This window comes from Rhodanobacter sp. L36 (assembly GCF_009765755.1).
GTDB lineage: Bacteria > Pseudomonadota > Gammaproteobacteria > Xanthomonadales > Rhodanobacteraceae > Rhodanobacter.
Map to the genome: position 1 here is coordinate 678,348 of NZ_LMUV01000002.1, position 19,123 is coordinate 697,470.

Here is a 19,123-nt window from a genome sequence, read left to right on the forward strand (position 1 = left end):
GCGATAAAAGATAGCCAGGCAGGCTATCGAAAGCTTGTCGATCTCTTTGTACGCTTCGATCAGGCGACTGCACCTTGCCGTGGAGTTTCAACATATGCTTCGAAAATTTTTTACGGCCATATCCACACGAGCACCCATTTCAATCTCGAACAATCCTGCAAACCAGCGCCAAGCCTTGATGGTTTCAGGGCCTGGCCTCTGCAATTTCATCGCGATGGAGTACTACTCCGGCATCTTGAACCGGACGTTCCGGATCTCCGGGTTCGAGAATGGCATCTTCGGCGTGCGCATTTTGCAAATGATCTCCAACCCTGGGTTCATGTCACCGCGATTGGCAATCGATCCGCATTTTTATGTCAATCCAGTGATGCTAGCCCGCTATGTCGAGATGAAATCGGACCCATCCTGTTTTCTCCATCTGGATAAGGCCAATTTTTGCTATGCGATGGGAGACATCTCATCCATCTCCATCGACCTGACGCCCAAATGGGGCATGGGCAACGTGCGCTATTCTGGACGTATCCTTATTGGCCTCAAGTCCGGCATGGCTAGAGAGTTCATCTTGCTTGGCCTACAAGACACCCAAGCCATCGCAGACGAACTCAATACCTTGTGGCAGTCGCAGATTCACCGAATGCCGGAACACCTGTCAGCATAGTGAGCGAACTCGCATCACTCACACGCACAGCGCTTGTGCCGAAAACACCCCACTAGATGATCATTGATCATCCCGGTCGCCTGCATCATCGAATAGCTGATCGTGGTGCCGACAAAACGGAAGCCGCGTTTCTTCAGCGTCTTGCTCATGTGGTCGGATAGCGGTGTGCTGGCTGGTACGTCGCTCATCTCGCGCCAGCGGTTGACCAGGGTCTTGCCGTTGACGAAGGACCACAGATAGGCGTCCAGACTTCCAAACTCCTTGATCACGCCGATTGCCGTGATCGCGTTGTCGCGGGTGGACCAGATCTTGAGGCGGTTGCGGATGATGCCGGGATCGAGCATCAGTTTTTCCAGTTGCTTGTCTTTCATCGCGGCGACGCGCGCGATGTCGAAATCGTGGAACGCCTTGCGATAGTTGTCGCGCTTGGCCAGTACCGTGCGCCAGGAAAGCCCGGCCTGTGCGCCTTCGAGGCAGAGGAACTCGAACAACGTGCGATCGTCGTGCACCGGCGTGCCCCACTCGGTGTCGTGGTAGTCACGCAGCAGCTCATCGGTGGTAGCCCAATGGCAGCGTTTCGGTTCGGCAGTCTTGGTCATGGCGGGCCCTGGATGGAAGTCCGGCACACCCTAACCGACACCGCTAGACTTGTCGCTTCCTCATCAGCGACATCACCATGCCGAGTCGTTTCTCATCGCAGCGCGGCGCGATTCTGGCGCTGCTCGCCACGCTCGCGTTGTGGTCGTACAGCTGGATCGTGATGAAGCAGGTGTTGGCACACGCCGGGCCTTTCGATTTCGCAGCGTTGCGCTACCTGCTCGGTGCGTCCGTTTTGTTCGCGGCACTGTTGTTGTCGCGACAATCGTTGCGTCCGCCACCCTTGTTGCCGACCGTGTTGATCGGGCTGTGCCAGACCGCGGCATTTCAGGGCCTGGAACAGTGGGCGTTGATCAGCGGAGGCGCCGGCCACGTGGCGTTGCTCGCGTACACGATGCCGTTCTGGGCCGTGTTGCTCGCGTGGTTGATGATCGGCGAACGACCCACGCGTCGGCACTGGATCGGCATGGCGCTGGCGGCGGTCGGCCTGCTCTGCATCATCGAACCGTGGCGCAGCATGGGCAGTGCGACGAGCACGATCCTGGCGATCGCCGGCGGTGTGGCGTGGGCTGCCGGCACGGTGTTGAGCAAGCGCCTGATGCGCCGCACGTCGCCGCCGTTGCTGGCGTTGACCGCGTGGCAGATGCTTGCGGGCGGCGTTGCGCTCGGTATCGTCGCGCTGGTCGTGCCGCAGCGCGCGATCGAATGGAACGGCGCCTTCATCGGTGGCCTGATCTACAGCGTGGTGATGGCATCGAGCCTGGCGTGGTGGCTGTGGTCGATCGTGCTGCAGCGAATGTCCACCGCGGTGGCGAGCCTTTCCAGCCTCGGCGTGCCGATCATCAGCGTGTTGCTGGCGTGGCTGATCCTCCGCGAGCAGCCGACCATGATGGAAGCGATCGGCATCGTGTTCGTGCTACTCGGGCTGGTCGCGGTCAGTGGTGTCGGAACGAAGCGCGCCGGCTGAGTTTCGCATTCAGATATGGCAACACGGGAGTTACCAGGGAAGGTCGTGCAGATCCACGTTGCCGCCGGTGAGCACCACGCCAACGCGTTTGCCGGCGAACAAGTCGCGTCGCTTGAGTATCGCCGCGAACACCGTGGCGCTGGAAACTTCGACGACCTGCTTCAACTCCGACCACAGCAGCTGCATGGCCGCCACGGTATCCGCGTCCGCGACGGTGATGACCTGCACACGATAGGTGCGTAACGCATCGAGATTGCGCTCACCGATCAAGGCGCGCAGTCCGTCGCACAGCGTGTCGGGCACAACGCTGGCAACACGCGCACCGTGCGCCAATGACTGCGCTGCGTCGTCGGCGCCTTGCGGTTCGGCACCGAACAACGTGATCGATGAATCGACACCGTGCGCGGCAATCGCGACGCCACTGGCGAGGCCGCCGCCGCCGACCGGCGTGATCAACGCGTCGAGTCCACCGGACTGACGCAGCAGTTCCAGCGCGAGCGTGCCCTGCCCGGCCATGACGCGCGTATCGGCATACGGGTGAACCATGATGGCGCCGGTAGCGCGTTGCACGTCGTGCGACATCGCCTCGCGCGCTGCCTGCGTCGGCGCGCAACGATGCAAGATCGCACCGGCGCGCTCGATGGCTTCGACCTTCGCACGCACGGCGCCTTCCGGCACGACTACATGCGCGGCAATGCCGCGCGTCGCGGCAGCCAGTGCGAGCGCGTTGCCATGGTTGCCGGACGAATGCGTGACCACGCCACGGGCGGCTTCGTCATCGCTCAGCGACCACACCGCATTGCACGCACCACGAAACTTGAACGCGCCGCCGCGCTGCAGGTTCTCGGATTTAAAATGCAGTTGCGCGCCGCTCAGTGCATCCAGCGCCGGGCTGCGAAGGATCGGCGTGACATACGCATGTGGCGCGATGCGCGCGGCCGCATCGCGAATCTGTTCGAGGCTTGGCAATGCATCGACGGCTGCAAGCTGCGCGCTCATGAGCGCTCGATCTCCACGCCGCAACGAAAGCGGCGCTCGGCGCCGGGCAGCAGGCGGATCGCATCGGCGCAGTCGGGACGATCGAACGCATTGGCCATGCTTTCCATCGGCTCCAGCGCGACCGAGCGCCGCACGTCGCGACTCGCCGTATCGGCGGTGAATGCATGCATCAGGCCGTGCTCCTGCCACACCGCAATGCCGAGGCCGTTGGATGGATTGCGCAGGTGCGTGCGGATGCGGCCATCGGCATCGGCATCGAGGTCGGTGTATTCCTGATCGATGACGGCGTTGCCGATCGCACGAAGCTCGCGAAAATCCAGCGCGGGCACATCGTCCAGCGGCACGTAGGTCGCCGCCCCGGGCAGAGCGATCAGGTTGGCGTCGGTGCGGATCATCGTCTGCGCGGGAATCCGCAATTGCCACTCATCAACGACGCTGCTGTTGGCGAGACGAAAGTACGGATGCCAGCCGAAGAAACACGGCGCGGCACTGTCGCCGACGTTGTGCATGTGGACATCGAGTGTGAGGCCGACCGCGTCGAGCGTGAAGGTGACCGCCAGATCGATCGAGTGCGGATAACCCGGCTGCGGGCGAATTGCGTCGGTCGTCAACGTCACGCTTGCGCGTTCGTCGTCGGACATGATCGAGGCAATACTGAAATCGACACCGCGCACGAAGCCGTGGCGGCTGGCGCGCTGATCACCGGTGACGCCGGGTTGAAGATCTTCGAATCGACCATCGTAGGTGTAGCGCGCGTCGTCGATGCGGCCAGCGAACGGCACCATGATCGCGAATCGCGAACCAGGACGGCTGGCGATTTCCGCAGCGTCGCGATAGCCGTCGGCGAGGTCGTGCGTGACGCCATCGATGGTCACTTCGAACTTCAGCAAGGTGGCGCCATGGCACGCGATGCTCACGCGCCGCGCGTTGTCGACATCCTCAAGAACCACGATCGGCTGGTTGCCTATGGAGGCGCGGGTTGCGGCGTAATGGCCCATCGAATTCTCCTGCCATTGAAAGCCGTCATGTTAGCCTGCCCGCCTCCGATTTCATTGTTGCCTCCATGAACGACACGCAAGAAAACGCGGCGATCCGCCTGGCCGACTACCGCGCACCCGCCTGGCACGTCGATTCCATCGAGATGGATTTCGACCTCGATATCGAGAGCAGCGAATTGTCGACCCGCCTGCTGCTCCGCCGCGATCCGGCGCAGGATTCACCATTGCGATTGAACGGCGAGAATCTCGAACTGCTTTCGATCGCGCTGGATGGAAAGACACTTGATGCCGACGCTTATCGCTTCGTTGACGATCTGCTCGAAATCGACAATGCGCGCGACGGCAGCGTGCTGGAAACGCGCGTGCGATTGCGGCCGGCCGCAAACACGGCGCTGGAAGGTCTTTATCTTTCCGGCTCGCACGACGCCGGATTCCTGTTGACGCAATGCGAAGCGGAAGGTTTCCGGCACATCACGTTTTTTCCCGATCGCCCCGACGTGCAATCGCGCTACACGGTGACGTTGCGCGCGAATCGCGAGCGCTTTCCGGTATTGCTGGCCGGCGGCAATCCGGATGGCGTGGGTGATCTGGACAATGGCTGGCATTGGGTCCGGTTCGTCGATCCGCATCCGAAACCGAGTTACCTGTTCGCGCTGGTCGCCGGCCGTCTCGATAAAATCACGCGCGATTACGTGACTGCCGACGGTCGTAAGGTCGTGCTGAATATCTGGGCCGAGTCCGACGCGATCGATCGCTGTCATTACGCAATGGATGCGCTCGAGCGTTCGATGCGCTGGGATGAACGGGCGTTCGGCCGCAACTACGACCTGGATGTTTTCCATATCGTCGCCACGCACGATTTCAACATGGGCGCGATGGAGAACAAGGGCCTCAACATCTTCAACGCGAAGTACTTGCTGGCCGACCAGGACAGCAGCACCGACGACGAGTACCGTCACGTCGAGGCGGTGGTCGCGCACGAGTATTTCCACAACTGGAGTGGCAACCGGGTGACTTGTCGCGACTGGTTCCAGTTGTCGCTGAAGGAAGGCCTGACGGTATTTCGCGAACAAAGTTTTTCGGCCGACATGAATTCCGCACCGCTGAAACGCATCGAGGACGTATCGCTGTTGCGTCGTGCGCAGTTCCCCGAGGATGCCGGCCCGATCGCTCATCCGGTGCGGCCCGCGCAATACAGCGAGATCAACAATTTCTACACCGCGACCGTGTACGAGAAAGGCGCCGAACTGGTGCGCATGCTTTCTGGGCATCTCGGCAAGCAGGGATTCCGGCGCGGCATGGATCTATATTTCGAACGCAACGATGGTCGCGCCGCGACGCTGGAGGATTTTCTCGGCTCGTTGGGCGAGGCCAATCAGGTGGATCTGATGCCGTATCTCGCCTGGTATGCACAGGCGGGCACGCCACGACTGAAGGCCGAAGGCCGCCACGATGCCGAGAGCCGCACCTATACGCTTCGCCTTATTCAACATGGCTCGAACGGTCATGAGGAGAAGCCCGCGCTGCCGATTCCGGTCAAGGTGGGGCTGTTCGATCGTGATGGCGAAATGCTCGACCTGCATATGGACGGCCAAACGTCCCACGGCGAAAAAGAGACAGTCGTCTTGCTGGATCAGGCGCAAGCGTCATTCGTTTTCCGCGACGTGGTCGAAGCACCGGTGCCATCGTTGTTGCGCGGTTTCTCCGCGCCGGTGATTCTGGAATACGAATACGCACCGGCCGAACTGGCGTTGCTGCTGGCTCACGATCCCGATGGTTTCAATCAATGGGAAGCCGGCCAGCAACTGGCGTGTCGCGCTTACGAAAACCTTCGCGATGGCGTCGCGGACGACGCGTTGATCGCATGGACCGATGCGCTGGCGCTGCTCTTTGAAGCGACGGAGATCGACCAGGCACTGTTGGCCGATCTGCTGACGCCACCGGGTGAAATTGAACTGGCCGAGCGCGAGGCGTCAGTTGATCCGCAGCGCATTCATGCGCTACATCGGCAGCTTCAACTCAGACTCGCCGAACGCATTGGCGCTCGCGCACTGGCAGAAAAATACGAGATGCTGCACAAGTGCAGCACAATCAAACTCGATGCGACGAGTCAGGCGCAGCGTCGACTCAAACGCCGCACGCTGGAATTGCTGGGGCTGGTCGATAGCGCCGAAACGCAACGGCGGGCCGTCACGCAGTATCGCGAAGCGCCGGGGATGACGGATCGACTCGCGGCTCTCAATGTCTTGTTGCGTAGTGATGCGCCGCAAGCCGGGTCTGCCGTGGCGCAATATCGGGCGCGCTATGCAGATAACGCACTTGCACTCGACAAGTGGTTCGCCCTGCAGGCGCAGGTACCCGGGGATGCGACGCTCGATCGCGTAAAGATGCTGGAACAGGATGCTTCGTTTACCTTGCGCAATCCGAATCGCGTGCAGTCACTGTTCGGCGCATTCGTACGCGGAAACCCCAGCGGCTTTCACCGCGCGGATGGTGCGGGTTATCGACTGCTGGCCGATCGGTTGCTTGGGCTCGATGCGCTGAATCCGCAGGTCGCGGCGCGATTGGCGACTGCGTTCAACGGCTGGCAGAGACTGGAGCCGTGTCGGCGCGAACTGGCGCATGCGGTCATCAGCGAACTAGCCGGTAACGACGCGCTATCCCGTAACCTCTCGGAAATCATCGTCAGCATGATGCAAGGCTGATCGATGCGAAGCAGGCCACTGATTGCATTCAGCATGGCGAGCTTGCCATGCAAAGGAAACAATCAGACGGCCAGATGATCCAGCGCTTCGAGCAGGCTTTGCATGCGCGATTCGAGATCGGGTTCGATCACGCTGCGCTGGCTTTCGTCGTAGTCGTTGAGGTTGTCCATGGCCATCTCGACCTCGCCAAGTTCGACGAGCAGATCGTGGCGCGGATAAACCGGTTGGAAATCGAAACTCATGTCCATGTCGCTTCCCCCTGAAGTGGTGAGAAGGGAAATGCAATGGCCGTGCCAAATGTGATCCGCATCACACGCACTTACTGGCTGCGCCCACAGGACTGACGCACCACGTCAGCAGCTGCCACGAGTCGACACAAAATCCCTTTTCAGTCACCCGTTGTTCACGCACTTGCGGTAAATATCAAACCTCGCCCGGGCCGCAGTCAGCGACCCGGACGCAACGATTTCGCTTTCTGGCGCCCGGCAATACGGTCATCCTGGATTCCCCCTGTTCCTGAGACCGCCCGGCGCCAGATCTACATAGACAAGACCCCGCGGTGCATGCCGCGGGGTCTTGTCGTTTCAGCCTCCACAAAAGGCGACGGCACCCCGAAGGGTGCCGTCATTGCTACCTTTCCTGGTACGCGATCGAACCCCTGTCCGTTCGATCTCGGCGCGCGTGTCGCGCAGCGTCTGCCCTTGAAAGTGCAAGATTGAAGAAGCAGGAAGCGTGCCACTCCCGGCCGCCGAAATCGCAATCAGCACATTGGCGGTACCATGGCGCCCCTGCGCGTCACCTTTTTGCTCTGTCAGGTCAGTTCGATGCATCACCCGACCCACTACGACGTCATCGTGATCGGTGGCGGCCACGCCGGCACCGAGGCGGCGCTCGCCGCTGCGCGAACCGGTGCGCGTACGCTGCTGCTCAGCCACAACATCGAAACCATCGGGCAGATGAGCTGCAACCCGGCGATCGGCGGCATCGGCAAGGGTCACCTGGTCAAGGAGATCGATGCACTCGGCGGTGCGATGGCCCACGCCGCCGACCTTGCTGGCATCCAGTGGCGCACGTTGAACGCGTCGAAGGGCCCGGCCGTACGCGCCACGCGCTGCCAGGCTGATCGCGCGCTCTACAAGGCGGCGATCCGGCAGATCGTCGAGTCGGAGCCGAATCTCGATTTGTTCCAGCAGTCGGTGGACGATCTGATCATCGAGAACGGACGCGTCACCGGCGTGGTCACGCAGATGGGGCTTTCGTTTCGCGCGAATGCCGTGGTGCTCACCGCGGGGACGTTTCTCGCGGGCAAGATCCATATCGGGCCGGCACAATACGCAGGTGGCAGGGCGGGCGATCCGCCGGCCAGCGCGCTCGCGCAGAAACTGCGCGAGCTGCCGATCGCCGCCGATCGTCTGAAAACCGGCACGCCGCCACGGATCGACATGCGCAGCGTGAATTTCGACGGATTGGAAGAGCAGCCGGGCGACAATCCGGCGCCGGTGTTTTCCTATCTCGGTTCGCGCAGCGAACATCCGCGCCAGGTGAGCTGCTGGATCACGCACACCAGCGAGCAGACCCACGACCTGATCCGCGGCGCGCTGGATCGCTCACCGCTGTATACCGGGCAGATCGAAGGCGTTGGCCCGCGTTACTGCCCGTCGATCGAGGACAAGGTGGTGCGTTTCGCCGAGAAGAATTCGCACCAGATCTTCATCGAACCCGAAGGGCTGGACACGTTCGAGATTTATCCCAACGGCATCTCGACATCGCTCCCTTTCGACGTGCAGCTTGCGCTAGTGCGTTCGATCAAGGGCTTCGAAAACGCGCACATCACGCGGCCGGGATATGCCATTGAATACGACTACTTCGATCCGCGCGGCTTGCAGCCGTGGCTGGAGACGAAGGCGATCGCCGGACTGTACTTCGCCGGACAGATCAACGGCACCACCGGTTATGAAGAAGCCGGCGCGCAAGGCCTCATCGCCGGATTGAATGCCGCCCGCGCGACGCGTGGCGAAGCGCCGTGGTTTCCGCGCCGCGACGAGGCGTACATCGGCGTGCTGATCGATGACCTCACCAGCAACGGCACCATCGAGCCCTATCGCATGTTCACTTCGCGCGCGGAGTATCGGTTGCATCTGCGCGAGGACAATGCGGATTTGCGCCTGAGCGAGACAGGTCACGCGCTGGGCGTCGTGCCACAGGCGCGCTTCGAGGCGATGCTGACGAAACGCGAAGCGGTCGAGCGCGAAACCCAACGGCTTGGCACATTGTGGTCAGCACCGAACAATGCATTGGGCGCCGCGATCGAACGCCAACTCGGCGTAGTCGTCAGCCGCGAAACCAGCGCGCTGGATTTGCTGCGCCGACCAGAGCTCAACTACACGAAACTCATGAGCGTCGATGGCCTTGGTCCGGCGGTATCGAGCGACGATGTCGCCGCCCAGGTCGAAGTGCAGGTGAAGTACGCCGGCTATCTCGAGCGGCAGCGCGAGGAGATCGATCGTCAGCGCCGACACGAACACACCGGCATTCCATCGAACTTCGACTACGACAAGGTGCGCGGGCTTTCGGCCGAAGTTCTGCTCAAGCTCAAGCGAACGCTGCCGGCGACGATCGGTCAGGCCGCGCGCGTCAGCGGTGTGACACCCTCAGCGATTTCGTTGCTGCTGGTGCATCTCAAGCGACGCAACGCGGCCTGAGGGCGCATGAGCGAAACGCTGCGTCCGTAACGTCCGCGGCTAGAGACTTCGGGACCGATGGCCTACGGCTTCTCATGGGCTCGTGGCATCATTCGGCTTTCACCAGCATGGGGAGCGCGCAATGGAAATCTGGATCGGTCGTGATGGCGAGCGACATGGGCCGTACAAGGAAGACGACGTGCGCCAGTGGTTGCGCAGCGGACAGGTCAGTCGCGATGACCTGGCGTGGTACGAAGGGCTTGCCGATTGGCAGCCGCTGTCCGTGCTGTTTCCGGATGTGGTACCGGATGCATCCGCTGCTCCCGCAACACCGATGGCAGCCACTCCCTTGCCGCAAACCACGACGGCAGCGCTGGAGGATCACGCAGGTTTCTGGAAACGCGTGGCAGCTTACATCCTCGACTTCATCATCCTGCTGATTCCCAGCACCATCATTCAAAAGATGATGGGAAGTGACGCAGCGCAGGAAACCATGAAGCAGACCATCATGGCGACTCCCAACGACATGCAGGTGTTTGTCGCTGCGTACCAACAGTACTACGCCACCATGTGGCCTGCCTTGCTCATCGTTACCGTGGTGACGTGGATTTATTTCGCTGCATGTGAAAGTTCGACCTGGCAGGCGACCGTCGGAAAGCTGGCGCTGGGTATCCGCGTAGTGGACGAACAAGGCGGGCGCATTTCATTTCTGCGCGCGACTGGACGGTTCTTTGCGAAATACCTCAGCAGCCTGATCATTCTCATCGGCTTCCTGATGGTCGCGTGGACACGGCGCAAGCAAGGCTTGCACGACATCATCTGCAACACGTTGGTCCTGAACGGTCGCGCCAGCGAATTCAAACCAACGGCCCCCTCTTCGACATCGGGCGGCAGCAATACTTTCAGCGCCTGATCAAGTGTGGACCCATGCGGCGCCGGAGCCACGCTCCGGCGCCGTTTTCTTGTGCCATATCCAACTGCGTCGATGCGACCGCTTGTTATCATCGACGGCTATTACCGATCCGACGCGCTTCATCATCCAAGGAATTGATCGTCTCCATGCTCAGCATCGAACAACGCATTGCTCACGATATCGCCGCCCGAACAGAGCAGGTGCAGGCGGCGGTCGATCTTCTCGATGGCGGCGCCACGGTGCCTTTCATCGCGCGCTATCGCAAGGAAGCAACCGGCGGTCTGGACGACACGCAATTGCGATTGCTGGAAGAACGCCTGCGTTATCTGCGCGAACTGGAAGAACGACGCACCGCGATCCTTGCCAGCGTCGAGGAACAGGGGAAGCTCAGCGACACGTTGAAGAATGAATTGCTCGCCGCCGAAACCAAGGCGCGACTGGAAGATCTCTATCTGCCGTTCAAGCCGAAACGCCGCACCAAAGCGCAGATTGCGCGCGAGGCTGGACTGGAACCGCTCGCGCTGGGATTGCGCAGCGATCCTACGCAGTCGCCGGAGACATTTGCCGAGTCGTTCGTCGATGCAGAGAAAGGCATTGCCGATGTGCGCGCCGCACTCGATGGCGCGCGCGCGATCTTGATGGAATCGATTGCCGAAGACGCCCATCTGGTGGGCGAGCTGCGCGATTGGATGTGGGCGAAGGGACAGATTCGCGCCAAGGTCGTGGCCGGCAAGGAAAACGAAGGCGCCAAGTTCCGCGACTACTTCGATCACATCGAACCGATCGGAAAGATTCCATCCCACCGCCTGCTGGCGCTGATGCGCGCGCGCAATGAAGGCGTCATCGAGCTTGAACTTTATCCCGATGTCGACGCCGAAAAAGGTCACGCCGAAGGCGAAGGCCGCGTGGCCGCACATGCCGACATCCACAACCGCGGCCGCGCCGCCGATGCATGGCTGCGCGAAACGGTGCGCCTGACCTGGCGCGTGAAGCTGCATCTGCATCTCACGCTGGATCTGTTCGGCCGCGTGCGCGAAGGCGCGGAAGACGAGGCGATCCGCGTATTCGGCGATAACCTCAAGGACCTCATGCTGGCCGCACCTGCCGGCGCGAGGACAGTGATGGGCCTGGACCCGGGTATCCGCACCGGCGTGAAACTGGCGATCGTCGATGCCACCGGCAAAGTGCTTGCCACCGACGTGATCTATCCGCATGAACCGCGCCGCCAGTGGGATGAATCAATCGCGCGGCTGGCCGCGCTGAGCAAGCAGCACGGGGTGAACCTGATCGCGATCGGCAACGGCACCGCGTCTCGCGAGACCGACAAGCTCGCCGCCGAATTAATGAAGAAACACGCGGGCCTGGACCTTTCCAAAGTCGTCGTGAGCGAGGCCGGCGCTTCGATTTATTCAGCCTCTGAATTGGCAGCGAAGGAATTCCCCAAGCTCGACGTCACGCTGCGTGGCGCCATATCGATCGCGCGCCGATTGCAGGATCCGCTCGCCGAGCTGGTAAAGATCGAACCCAAGGCAATCGGCGTCGGCCAGTACCAGCACGACGTCAACCAGATCAAGCTGGCACGCGCACTCGACGCGCGCGTGGAGGATTGCGTCAACGCCGTGGGTGTCGACGTGAACACGGCATCCGCGGCGTTGCTTGCGCGCGTCGCAGGGCTGAGTGCCGGCGTCGCGGAAAACGTGATCAAGCATCGTGACGCTAACGGGCCGTTCGCCAATCGCAAGGCGCTGCTCAAGGTGGCGCGTCTGGGCGACAAGGCATTCGAGCAATGCGCGGGGTTTCTTCGCGTATCTGGCGGAGACAACCCGCTCGATGCGAGCGCGGTGCACCCCGAGGCGTATCCGGTGATTGAACGGATCATCGCGCAGTGCGGGCGCGAGATGAAATCCATCATCGGCGACGCGGGTTTTCTACGCGGCCTGAAACCCGAGCAGTTCACAGACGAACGTTTCGGCGTGCCGACCGTGCGCGATATTCTGAAAGAGCTCGAAAAACCTGGTCGCGACCCGCGTCCTGAATTCGTCGCGCCCACTTTTGCCGAAGGCGTGGATGACGTGAAGGATCTTCGCCCCGGCATGATTCTCGAAGGTCGCGTCACCAACGTGGCAGCATTCGGCGCGTTCGTCGATATCGGCGTGCATCAGGATGGACTCGTGCATGTTTCCTCGCTCTCGCACACCTTCGTCAAGGATCCGCGCGACGTGGTGAAAGCCGGTGACATCGTCAAGATCAAGGTGATGGAAATCGATTTGCCGCGACAGCGCATCGCCCTGAGCATGCGACTCGACGACGAGCCCGGCCAGGCACGTGCGGGGCGTCCGTCGGAAAACAAATCAGCCGCGCCGCGCGATCAACGCAACCCCGGTCGCCCTTCAAGCAATGCAACCGCGAAGCCGGCCGCGCCGCCTGTGAACAGCGCTTTTGCCGACGCCCTTGCTCGCGCCGCCAAGCGCTGAGCGGCCGCGCGTTGCGATGCAGCATGCGCTTCCGTATGGGGTGCATTAACGTAACGAACATATAACAAGGCCATTCCGGCCCAGGGAGTGTTAACCCATGCTTCGCACCCGCCACCTTGCCGGCGCCATTGCCGCTACCTTGCTCTTCAGCGGCGCGGCCGTCGCCACTGATTTCACCCATCTCATCGTTTTCGGTGACAGCCTCAGCGACGATGGCAACATTTCCCTCGCAACGGCGCCCGGCATCCAGCCACCGCTGCGCTTCACGACCAATCCGGGCAGCATCGGTATCGAGAATGTCGCCAACCAACTAGGCCTGAGCCTGAGCCCATCGCTGCTGGGCGGCACCGACTACGCATGGGGCGGCGCGGGCGTGCTGGTCAACTCACCGGGTACGCCGGCGGCGGTGCCAACGCTGACGACTCAGGTGGGCGCGTATCTTTCGGCCGGCTCGGCCGACAGCAAGGCGCTGTATTCGATCTGGGGCGGTGCGAATGACATCTTCTATCACGCCACAGCCGCAGGCGGCGCCGCCGTGGCGCAGCAATTGATCGCGCAGGCCGTCGCCGCACAGGTCGCGGCCGCCGAAGCGGGTGGATTGCCGCCGAGCCAGGTTCCCGCATTCACCGCGCAGATCACGCCGATCATAGCGGCGCAAGTCAACGCTGCAGTTGCAGCGCAGGCTGGCGTCACAGGACTGGAGACTGCCGATCAGGCGCAGGCGGGCGTCGCAGCCGCTGCGCAGCAGGAAGTGAAGCTCATCAGTCAGCTGCAATCCGCGGGCGTCAAAAACATCCTCGTCTACAACCTGCCGAACATCGGCACCACGCCTTCCGCCACGGAACAGGGCGCATCGGCCGCAGCGTCGCTGGCCGGACTCAGCCAGTTGTTCAATGGCCAGCTCAACTCGGGTCTGGGCCAGATGAAGGTTGGCATCATCCCGATCAATGCCTACGGCCTGCTGTCGGAAGTCGTCGCAAACCCGACCGCCTACGGATTCACCAACGCCACCGATCCCGCTTGCGGCGTGGGTTCCAGTTCGGTGCAGTGCGGACCGCAGGGCTCGGGCTTGCCGTATACCTACGCCGCGGGTGCCGACCAGAGTTACGTGTTCGCCGACGGCGTACATCCCACCACGGCCGCGCACGCGTTGCTTAGTCAATACGTGCTGTCGGTGCTACAGGCGCCGGAACAGATTTCGCTGCTTGGCGAAGCGCCGTTGCAGGTCAGCACAGTGCAGAACCGCGTCGTGCGCAACCAGATGGTCGCCGACAACGACGGCGGCGAGACACGTGCGTTCGTGAACATCGACTACGCCCGTCAGCGTTTCGACGCCAATAACGGTGCGCCGAAAACCAACAGCAATGATGTGAACTTCACGCTCGGCGCAGACATCCGTGCCGCTGAGCATATTTCCGCGGGTGTGGCGCTTGGCGTCGCACAAAACAACGCCTACGTTTCCGGCGGTGGCGGTTACAAGCTTCAGGACATCAGCGGTCTGGGTTATGTCACCTATCATCAAGGTGGCGGCTATATCGGTGGCTACGCGAACTTCGGCCAGTCCAACTTCAAGGACATCGATCGTCGCATCGATCTGGGCACCATGCAGCGCAATGAAACAGGCAAAGCCGACGGTTCGCACCTCGGCGGCGGGTTCACCGGCGGCTACTGGTTCGATTTCTCCAACTTGCGCACCGGGCCGTTTGCCAACGTCGACTGGGAAAGCATCAAGGTCAATGGCTACAGCGAAAACGGCAACGACAGCAGCGCCATGTGGTTCGGCCGCCAGCAGCGCGACGCGCTCGTCAGCACGCTGGGCTGGCGTCTGCAGGGTCATTTCGATGCAGGCAATCTGGCGTTGTCGCCGTATGCGGAACTGGCCTGGAACCATGACAGCAAGGCGGATGCCCGACTCGTCACCGCCGGCCTCAACAGCATGAACGGCACGTTCGCCCTAACCGGTTTCCTTCCCGACAAAACCTGGGGCACGGCGGATCTGGGCGTCACCGCGCAGCTCACGCCAACCGTCACCAGCTGGATCGGTTACAGCGGCCGCTTCAGCGATGACAGCCAGAAGTACAACAGCGTCAACATGGGCGTGAAGATCCTGTTCTGATCGAAACCGGTCGGCATGCCCGACCGATTCCAGTCACAGCACTCGCCAAACAAAAAGCCGCCCATTCACATGGGCGGCTTTTTGTTTGGACGTCCAGACGGCTTATTTTTTCTTGCCGTTCGTCGCCAGGTTGAGAATTTCCACACCCTGCTTGTGCAGCGAAGCAGCGGCGTCGCCATCGAGGTCCTGCGTGTTGCCACCGGCCTGATGCTGCTTCAACACCAGTGTGCCGCTGTCATCCCAGCCTACGCTGTCGGTCGAGGTTGGCTTGGCATCCTTGTTGGATTTCTTCTGCTGCACGGCGGCCCAGAGCTTGCCATCCTTGTACGCGTAGTCGGTGCTGGTGAAACCCTTGTCGCCGTAATCCACCAGCTCGCGAATGAACTTCACTTCACCGGCCTGACGGAACACCTGCCAGCCGCGCGAAATATCCTTGTCGAGCTTGGTGCCGTTGCTGACCTTCATGCCGCCGATCTGCTTCTGCACGCCATCGAATTCGGCAAGCACCTTTTCGCCGGGTGTCTGTTCGGCAACCAGCTCGACCGCCACGCCAGTGTTCTTGTTGCCCTTGGTCAGCACGGGTGCCTGAATCGGCATCGCGTAGTGGCGATCGCCATCGGTCAGCGATGCCTGTACCACGTACAGATCGTCCGCCTTGACCTCGGCCTTGTTGAAGGTCAGCTGGAACGCTTGCGGGAACGTGCCGGCCGGAGCCGTCTTGGTCGCCAGAGGCGCCGCGCCGGAAGCCGTGGCGGAAACGTCCACCAGGTTGATCACCAACGTGGCATTCGGCGAAAGCGAACCGGCACCGCGCACCGACACCGTGCCGCTAACCTCGTTGGCCGGGCCGACAGGTGCAGCAGCAGGTGCAGCGGCGGCTGTGGCTGCTGTAGTCGGAGCAGCAGCGTTGCTATCCGCCGGCTGTGCCGACTCTGACGAACTACCGTGGCAGCCATTCAGAGCAAGTGCGGCGACGGACATCAGCGACAAAACCATCTTGCGCATGGGAAAACCTCTTTCACGTGGAAACAAACACGAAACGGGTCAGGCGCCTGCGCGCCACGGCTTTTTCGCGGGGGAAGTTTCAAGCATAGCCGAAAAATACGGGCACGGAAAAGTCAAGCCAGCCAATGGCATATCCATGCGTGCCCGTACGCAGTTTTGCAATGCAGACTGAGCATTTCACGGGCCGCATTCAAATGGCGTGCACGACCTGTCGCGCGCGAGTTCATCCGCGCTGCAATGCGCGATACGCGATATCGCGACGGCAGAATGCGCCGTCGTAATGGATGCCATCGATTGCGTCATAAGCATCGCGGCGCGCGGCAGCGAGGTCGTTGCCGAGCGCGCAGACCGTGAGCACGCGGCCACCCGCGGTAACCACCTGTCCTTGCGCATCGAGACGCGTACCCGCGTGAAAAACTTTCACGTCCGCACCATGGACCGCATCCAGTCCGCTGATCACATCGCCGGCGCGAACCTTGCCGGGATAACCGCCGGCAGCCATCACTACACCGATCGCCGGCCGTACATCCCAACGCGCGTGAACATGTTCGAGCCGGCCATCCAGCGCAGCGTCGATCAGTTCAACCAGGTCAGACTTCAGCCGCAGCAAGATCGGCTGGGTTTCGGGATCGCCGAAGCGCACGTTGAATTCGATCACCTTCGGTGTGCCGTCCTTGTCGATCATCAAGCCGGCGTAGAGAAACCCGATGAACGGCGCGCCTTCGGCTGCCATGCCACGGAGCGTTGGCTCGATCACTTCCTTGAGGATGCGCTGCTCGATCACGGGCGTGACCACCGGCGCCGGCGAATACGCGCCCATGCCGCCGGTGTTCGGACCAAGGTCGCCTTCATCGCGCCGCTTGTGATCCTGGCTGCTGGCCATCGGCAAGGCGTGGCTGCCATCGCTCATCACGATGTAGCTCGCCTCCTCGCCTTCGAGAAATTCCTCGATCACCACGCGCGCCGACGCGTCGCCGAAACTGTGCGCGCCGAGCATGTCGTGCAGCGCCAGTTCCGCATCGGCCAGAGTCAGCGCCACCACCACGCCCTTGCCTGCCGCGAGACCATCGGCCTTGATCACGATCGGTGCGCCGTGTTTTCTGACATGAGCCAGCGCAGGATTCAAATCGGTGAATACCGCGTAGCGCGACGTTGGAATGTTATGCCGGAGCAGGAAATCCTTCGCGAAAGCCTTGGAGCCTTCCAGTTGCGCGGCCACCGCGCGCGGACCGAAGATGCGCAAACCCGCCGCGCGGAATCGATCGACCACGCCGGCAACCAGCGGCACTTCCGGACCGACCACGGTCAGACCAATTTTCTCGCCCTTCGCAAACGCAAACAGTTCGTCGATGTCATGTGCGGCAATATCTACGTTGCGCACGCCCTGCTCGTGCGCGGTGCCGGCATTGCCGGGCGCGACGATCACTTCGCTGACCTGCGGCGATTGCCGGAGTTTCCACGCCAGCGCGTGTTCGCGGCCGCCATTGCCGATGACGAGAACTTTCATGTCTGCACTCCGGATACATCGATGCGCCACGTGACGCAGGCGCGCATTGTAGCGACTGCCGCGTAGCGCCTATTCGCGAAAACGCCGACGTCGCGGATCGAACATCGTCAGACCGCGGGGTCGTGCTGCTGCAGGAGATCGAGCAGCGCTTCCCGCGGCAGTTTGCCGGTTTCGTTGCGCGGCAACGCGTGCACGAGACGCAGTGGGCGCGGCAGAAAGAGCGGGTCGATGGCCTGGCGCAGCGCATTCTGGATCACGTGTTCATCCAGACCCGGCGCCACGACGAGCGCGGCGATGCGATGCACGCCGAGCGCGTCGCCGCCGTCGAGCTGGAATACCACGCCATCCTTCACACCGGGAATCGCCAGCAAGCGCCGCGTGAGATCTCCGAGCGATGCGCGCTTGCCGGCAATCTCCAGCATGTCGGCATGCCGGCCGCACAACTGGAATCGCCGCCCGCCCGCGGAGAGACTGACAATATCGGCCAGCGAAACGGGCGAGGAAAGTTGCGGCGCCTCGATCAGCGTGCCATCGGGTTGGGGGTGCAACGTGACGCCGTCGTACAACTGCCAATCCTCGTCGACGCTCGGGCGACGGCTGGCGAAGACACAGGTTTCGGTGGAGCCGAACACTTCGAGCAGGGGCGCGTCGAAGCATGCTTCGGCGAGTCGCGCCAGTTCGATCGGCATCGGCGCGGTGGCGGACAACATCGCCGCGACTGCGGGAAACGTCACGCCCGATTCCACCATCGCGCGCAGATGTACGGGTGTGGTCACCAGCACACGCGGCGAAGGCAACGCGGCCAATGCAGCAGCCACATCGGCTGGAAAAAAAGGCCGCCCCGCATGGATGCCGACGCCACCGAGCAAGGGCAGCACCACCGACGTCTCCAGGCCGTACATGTGCTGCGGTGGCACGGTGGCGACGATCTCGAAACGCTGGCCGACCGCCTGCTGCAACATCGCCAGGTTGCCTGCGTTGCTCGCATGGAAACTGCGCCAGGTCTTGACGTTTGCGCTCGGGACTCCGGTCGAGCCGGACGTGTAGCCGATGGCGACCACCTGCTCGGCAGGAATGGACGGCCAAATGGTCGAATCGATCTCAGGCGCGAGAGGCATGTCCGAGAAACTCATGCGCTGATAACCCGCCGGCGCCGGATCGAGCGGCTGCTCGCCCAACGCATAGCAGCCGGGATGCGCGGCCATCACTTCGTCCACGGCCCGGGGCGCACGCGATGACGGCAGCAGATTGGTTTGTCCGCGCAAGGCGATGGCGCAGAACGCCACCAGGAACGCGTAACGGTCTTCGCACAGGTTGATGGCAGCCGGCGCCGACGGAAGCGACTCCGCCACCGCGTGTACATGCGCAACGAACACGTGCGCGCTGATCGGCTTGCCGTCGCGCCACGCAACGACGCAGTCGCCGTCGGTGGCATTCAGCAATGGCAGGTGCTGCAGCACCTCGCGCTCATAGGTTCCGTAAACGATGGCCAAGCAACAACTC

14 protein-coding genes are annotated in these 19,123 nt (G+C 62.1%); 7 read left to right on the plus strand and 7 right to left on the minus strand.

What is annotated here, in order from left to right:
• The first annotated feature begins 94 nt into the window (after window positions 1–94).
• Window positions 95–658: a hypothetical protein gene (locus tag GSQ73_RS02940; RefSeq protein ID WP_158880830.1), complete on the plus strand. Its 564-nt coding sequence runs from the start codon at window positions 95–97 to the stop codon at window positions 656–658.
• Between the two features lie 14 nt (window positions 659–672).
• Here the strand turns inward: GSQ73_RS02940 and GSQ73_RS02945 are convergent, their stop codons facing one another.
• Window positions 673–1,257, minus strand: coding sequence for a DNA-3-methyladenine glycosylase I (locus GSQ73_RS02945; RefSeq protein WP_158880832.1), 585 nt, complete (start codon window positions 1,255–1,257; stop codon window positions 673–675).
• Between the two features lie 77 nt (window positions 1,258–1,334).
• On the opposite strand from GSQ73_RS02945, the gene GSQ73_RS02950 reads away from it, so the two are divergent.
• Window positions 1,335–2,222, plus strand: a complete 888-nt coding sequence (locus tag GSQ73_RS02950; RefSeq protein WP_158880834.1) for a DMT family transporter — start codon at window positions 1,335–1,337, stop codon at window positions 2,220–2,222.
• Between the two features lie 30 nt (window positions 2,223–2,252).
• Here the strand turns inward: GSQ73_RS02950 and GSQ73_RS02955 are convergent, their stop codons facing one another.
• Together GSQ73_RS02955 and GSQ73_RS02960 are read right to left on the minus strand one after the other, a co-directional pair.
• Window positions 2,253–3,221 carry a pyridoxal-phosphate dependent enzyme gene (locus GSQ73_RS02955; protein WP_158880836.1) on the minus strand — a complete coding sequence of 323 codons (969 nt, stop codon included), beginning with the start codon at window positions 3,219–3,221 and terminating at the stop codon, window positions 2,253–2,255.
• Complete coding sequence (locus GSQ73_RS02960; RefSeq protein ID WP_158880838.1) at window positions 3,218–4,219, minus strand: aldose epimerase; 1,002 nt, start codon at window positions 4,217–4,219, stop codon at window positions 3,218–3,220. The genes GSQ73_RS02955 and GSQ73_RS02960 overlap by 4 nt, the downstream gene beginning before the upstream one ends.
• A gap of 65 nt (window positions 4,220–4,284) precedes the next feature.
• Here GSQ73_RS02960 and pepN point away from each other — a divergent pair, with 65 nt between their 5' ends.
• Window positions 4,285–6,924 carry an aminopeptidase N gene (pepN, locus tag GSQ73_RS02965; protein WP_158880839.1) on the plus strand — a complete coding sequence of 880 codons (2,640 nt, stop codon included), beginning with the start codon at window positions 4,285–4,287 and terminating at the stop codon, window positions 6,922–6,924.
• Window positions 6,925–6,986: 62 nt separating this feature from the next.
• On the opposite strand, the gene GSQ73_RS02970 is transcribed toward pepN, so the two are convergent.
• Window positions 6,987–7,166: a hypothetical protein gene (locus tag GSQ73_RS02970; RefSeq protein WP_254063246.1), complete on the minus strand. Its 180-nt coding sequence runs from the start codon at window positions 7,164–7,166 to the stop codon at window positions 6,987–6,989.
• 582 nt (window positions 7,167–7,748) lie between these two features.
• Here GSQ73_RS02970 and mnmG point away from each other — a divergent pair.
• From mnmG to GSQ73_RS02990, 4 genes are all read left to right on the plus strand, one after another.
• Complete coding sequence (gene mnmG / locus GSQ73_RS02975; protein WP_158881689.1) at window positions 7,749–9,626, plus strand: tRNA uridine-5-carboxymethylaminomethyl(34) synthesis enzyme MnmG; 1,878 nt, start codon at window positions 7,749–7,751, stop codon at window positions 9,624–9,626.
• Window positions 9,627–9,747: 121 nt separating this feature from the next.
• Entirely contained in the window at window positions 9,748–10,518 is a 771-nt protein-coding gene (locus GSQ73_RS02980) for an RDD family protein (RefSeq protein ID WP_158880843.1), read from the plus strand.
• A gap of 146 nt (window positions 10,519–10,664) precedes the next feature.
• Window positions 10,665–12,992 (plus strand): Tex family protein, encoded by a 2,328-nt coding sequence (locus GSQ73_RS02985; protein ID WP_158880845.1) that lies wholly within the window; start codon window positions 10,665–10,667, stop codon window positions 12,990–12,992.
• 97 nt (window positions 12,993–13,089) lie between these two features.
• Window positions 13,090–15,108 (plus strand): autotransporter domain-containing protein, encoded by a 2,019-nt coding sequence (locus GSQ73_RS02990; RefSeq protein ID WP_158880847.1) that lies wholly within the window; start codon window positions 13,090–13,092, stop codon window positions 15,106–15,108.
• A 102-nt stretch (window positions 15,109–15,210) separates the two neighbouring features.
• On the opposite strand, the gene GSQ73_RS02995 is transcribed toward GSQ73_RS02990, so the two are convergent.
• From GSQ73_RS02995 to GSQ73_RS03005, 3 genes are all read right to left on the minus strand, one after another.
• Entirely contained in the window at window positions 15,211–16,113 is a 903-nt protein-coding gene (locus GSQ73_RS02995; RefSeq protein ID WP_158880849.1) for a DUF1481 domain-containing protein, read from the minus strand.
• Window positions 16,114–16,336: 223 nt separating this feature from the next.
• On the minus strand, window positions 16,337–17,620 hold the full coding sequence (gene purD, locus GSQ73_RS03000; RefSeq protein ID WP_158880851.1) for a phosphoribosylamine--glycine ligase: 1,284 nt from the start codon (window positions 17,618–17,620) through the stop codon (window positions 16,337–16,339).
• A 107-nt stretch (window positions 17,621–17,727) separates the two neighbouring features.
• Window positions 17,728–19,113, minus strand: a complete 1,386-nt coding sequence (locus tag GSQ73_RS03005; RefSeq protein ID WP_158880853.1) for an AMP-binding protein — start codon at window positions 19,111–19,113, stop codon at window positions 17,728–17,730.
• Window positions 19,114–19,123: the final 10 nt, after the last annotated feature.

Excerpts from the sequence above, each read along its gene's own strand:
- GSQ73_RS02960 (WP_158880838.1), bottom strand. The coding sequence starts at position 4,219 with ATGGGCCATTACGCCGCAACCCGCGCCTCCATAGGCAACCAGCCGATC.
- mnmG (WP_158881689.1), top strand. The coding sequence starts at position 7,749 with ATGCATCACCCGACCCACTACGACGTCATCGTGATCGGTGGCGGCCAC.
- GSQ73_RS02985 (WP_158880845.1), top strand. The coding sequence starts at position 10,665 with ATGCTCAGCATCGAACAACGCATTGCTCACGATATCGCCGCCCGAACA.
- GSQ73_RS02980 (WP_158880843.1), top strand. The coding sequence starts at position 9,748 with ATGGAAATCTGGATCGGTCGTGATGGCGAGCGACATGGGCCGTACAAG.
- GSQ73_RS02940 (WP_158880830.1), top strand. The coding sequence starts at position 95 with ATGCTTCGAAAATTTTTTACGGCCATATCCACACGAGCACCCATTTCA.
- pepN (WP_158880839.1), top strand. The coding sequence starts at position 4,285 with ATGAACGACACGCAAGAAAACGCGGCGATCCGCCTGGCCGACTACCGC.
- purD (WP_158880851.1), bottom strand. The coding sequence starts at position 17,620 with ATGAAAGTTCTCGTCATCGGCAATGGCGGCCGCGAACACGCGCTGGCG.
- GSQ73_RS02945 (WP_158880832.1), bottom strand. The coding sequence starts at position 1,257 with ATGACCAAGACTGCCGAACCGAAACGCTGCCATTGGGCTACCACCGAT.
- GSQ73_RS02970 (WP_254063246.1), bottom strand. The coding sequence starts at position 7,166 with ATGAGTTTCGATTTCCAACCGGTTTATCCGCGCCACGATCTGCTCGTC.
- GSQ73_RS02990 (WP_158880847.1), top strand. The coding sequence starts at position 13,090 with ATGCTTCGCACCCGCCACCTTGCCGGCGCCATTGCCGCTACCTTGCTC.
- GSQ73_RS02950 (WP_158880834.1), top strand. The coding sequence starts at position 1,335 with ATGCCGAGTCGTTTCTCATCGCAGCGCGGCGCGATTCTGGCGCTGCTC.
- GSQ73_RS02995 (WP_158880849.1), bottom strand. The coding sequence starts at position 16,113 with ATGCGCAAGATGGTTTTGTCGCTGATGTCCGTCGCCGCACTTGCTCTG.
- GSQ73_RS02955 (WP_158880836.1), bottom strand. The coding sequence starts at position 3,221 with ATGAGCGCGCAGCTTGCAGCCGTCGATGCATTGCCAAGCCTCGAACAG.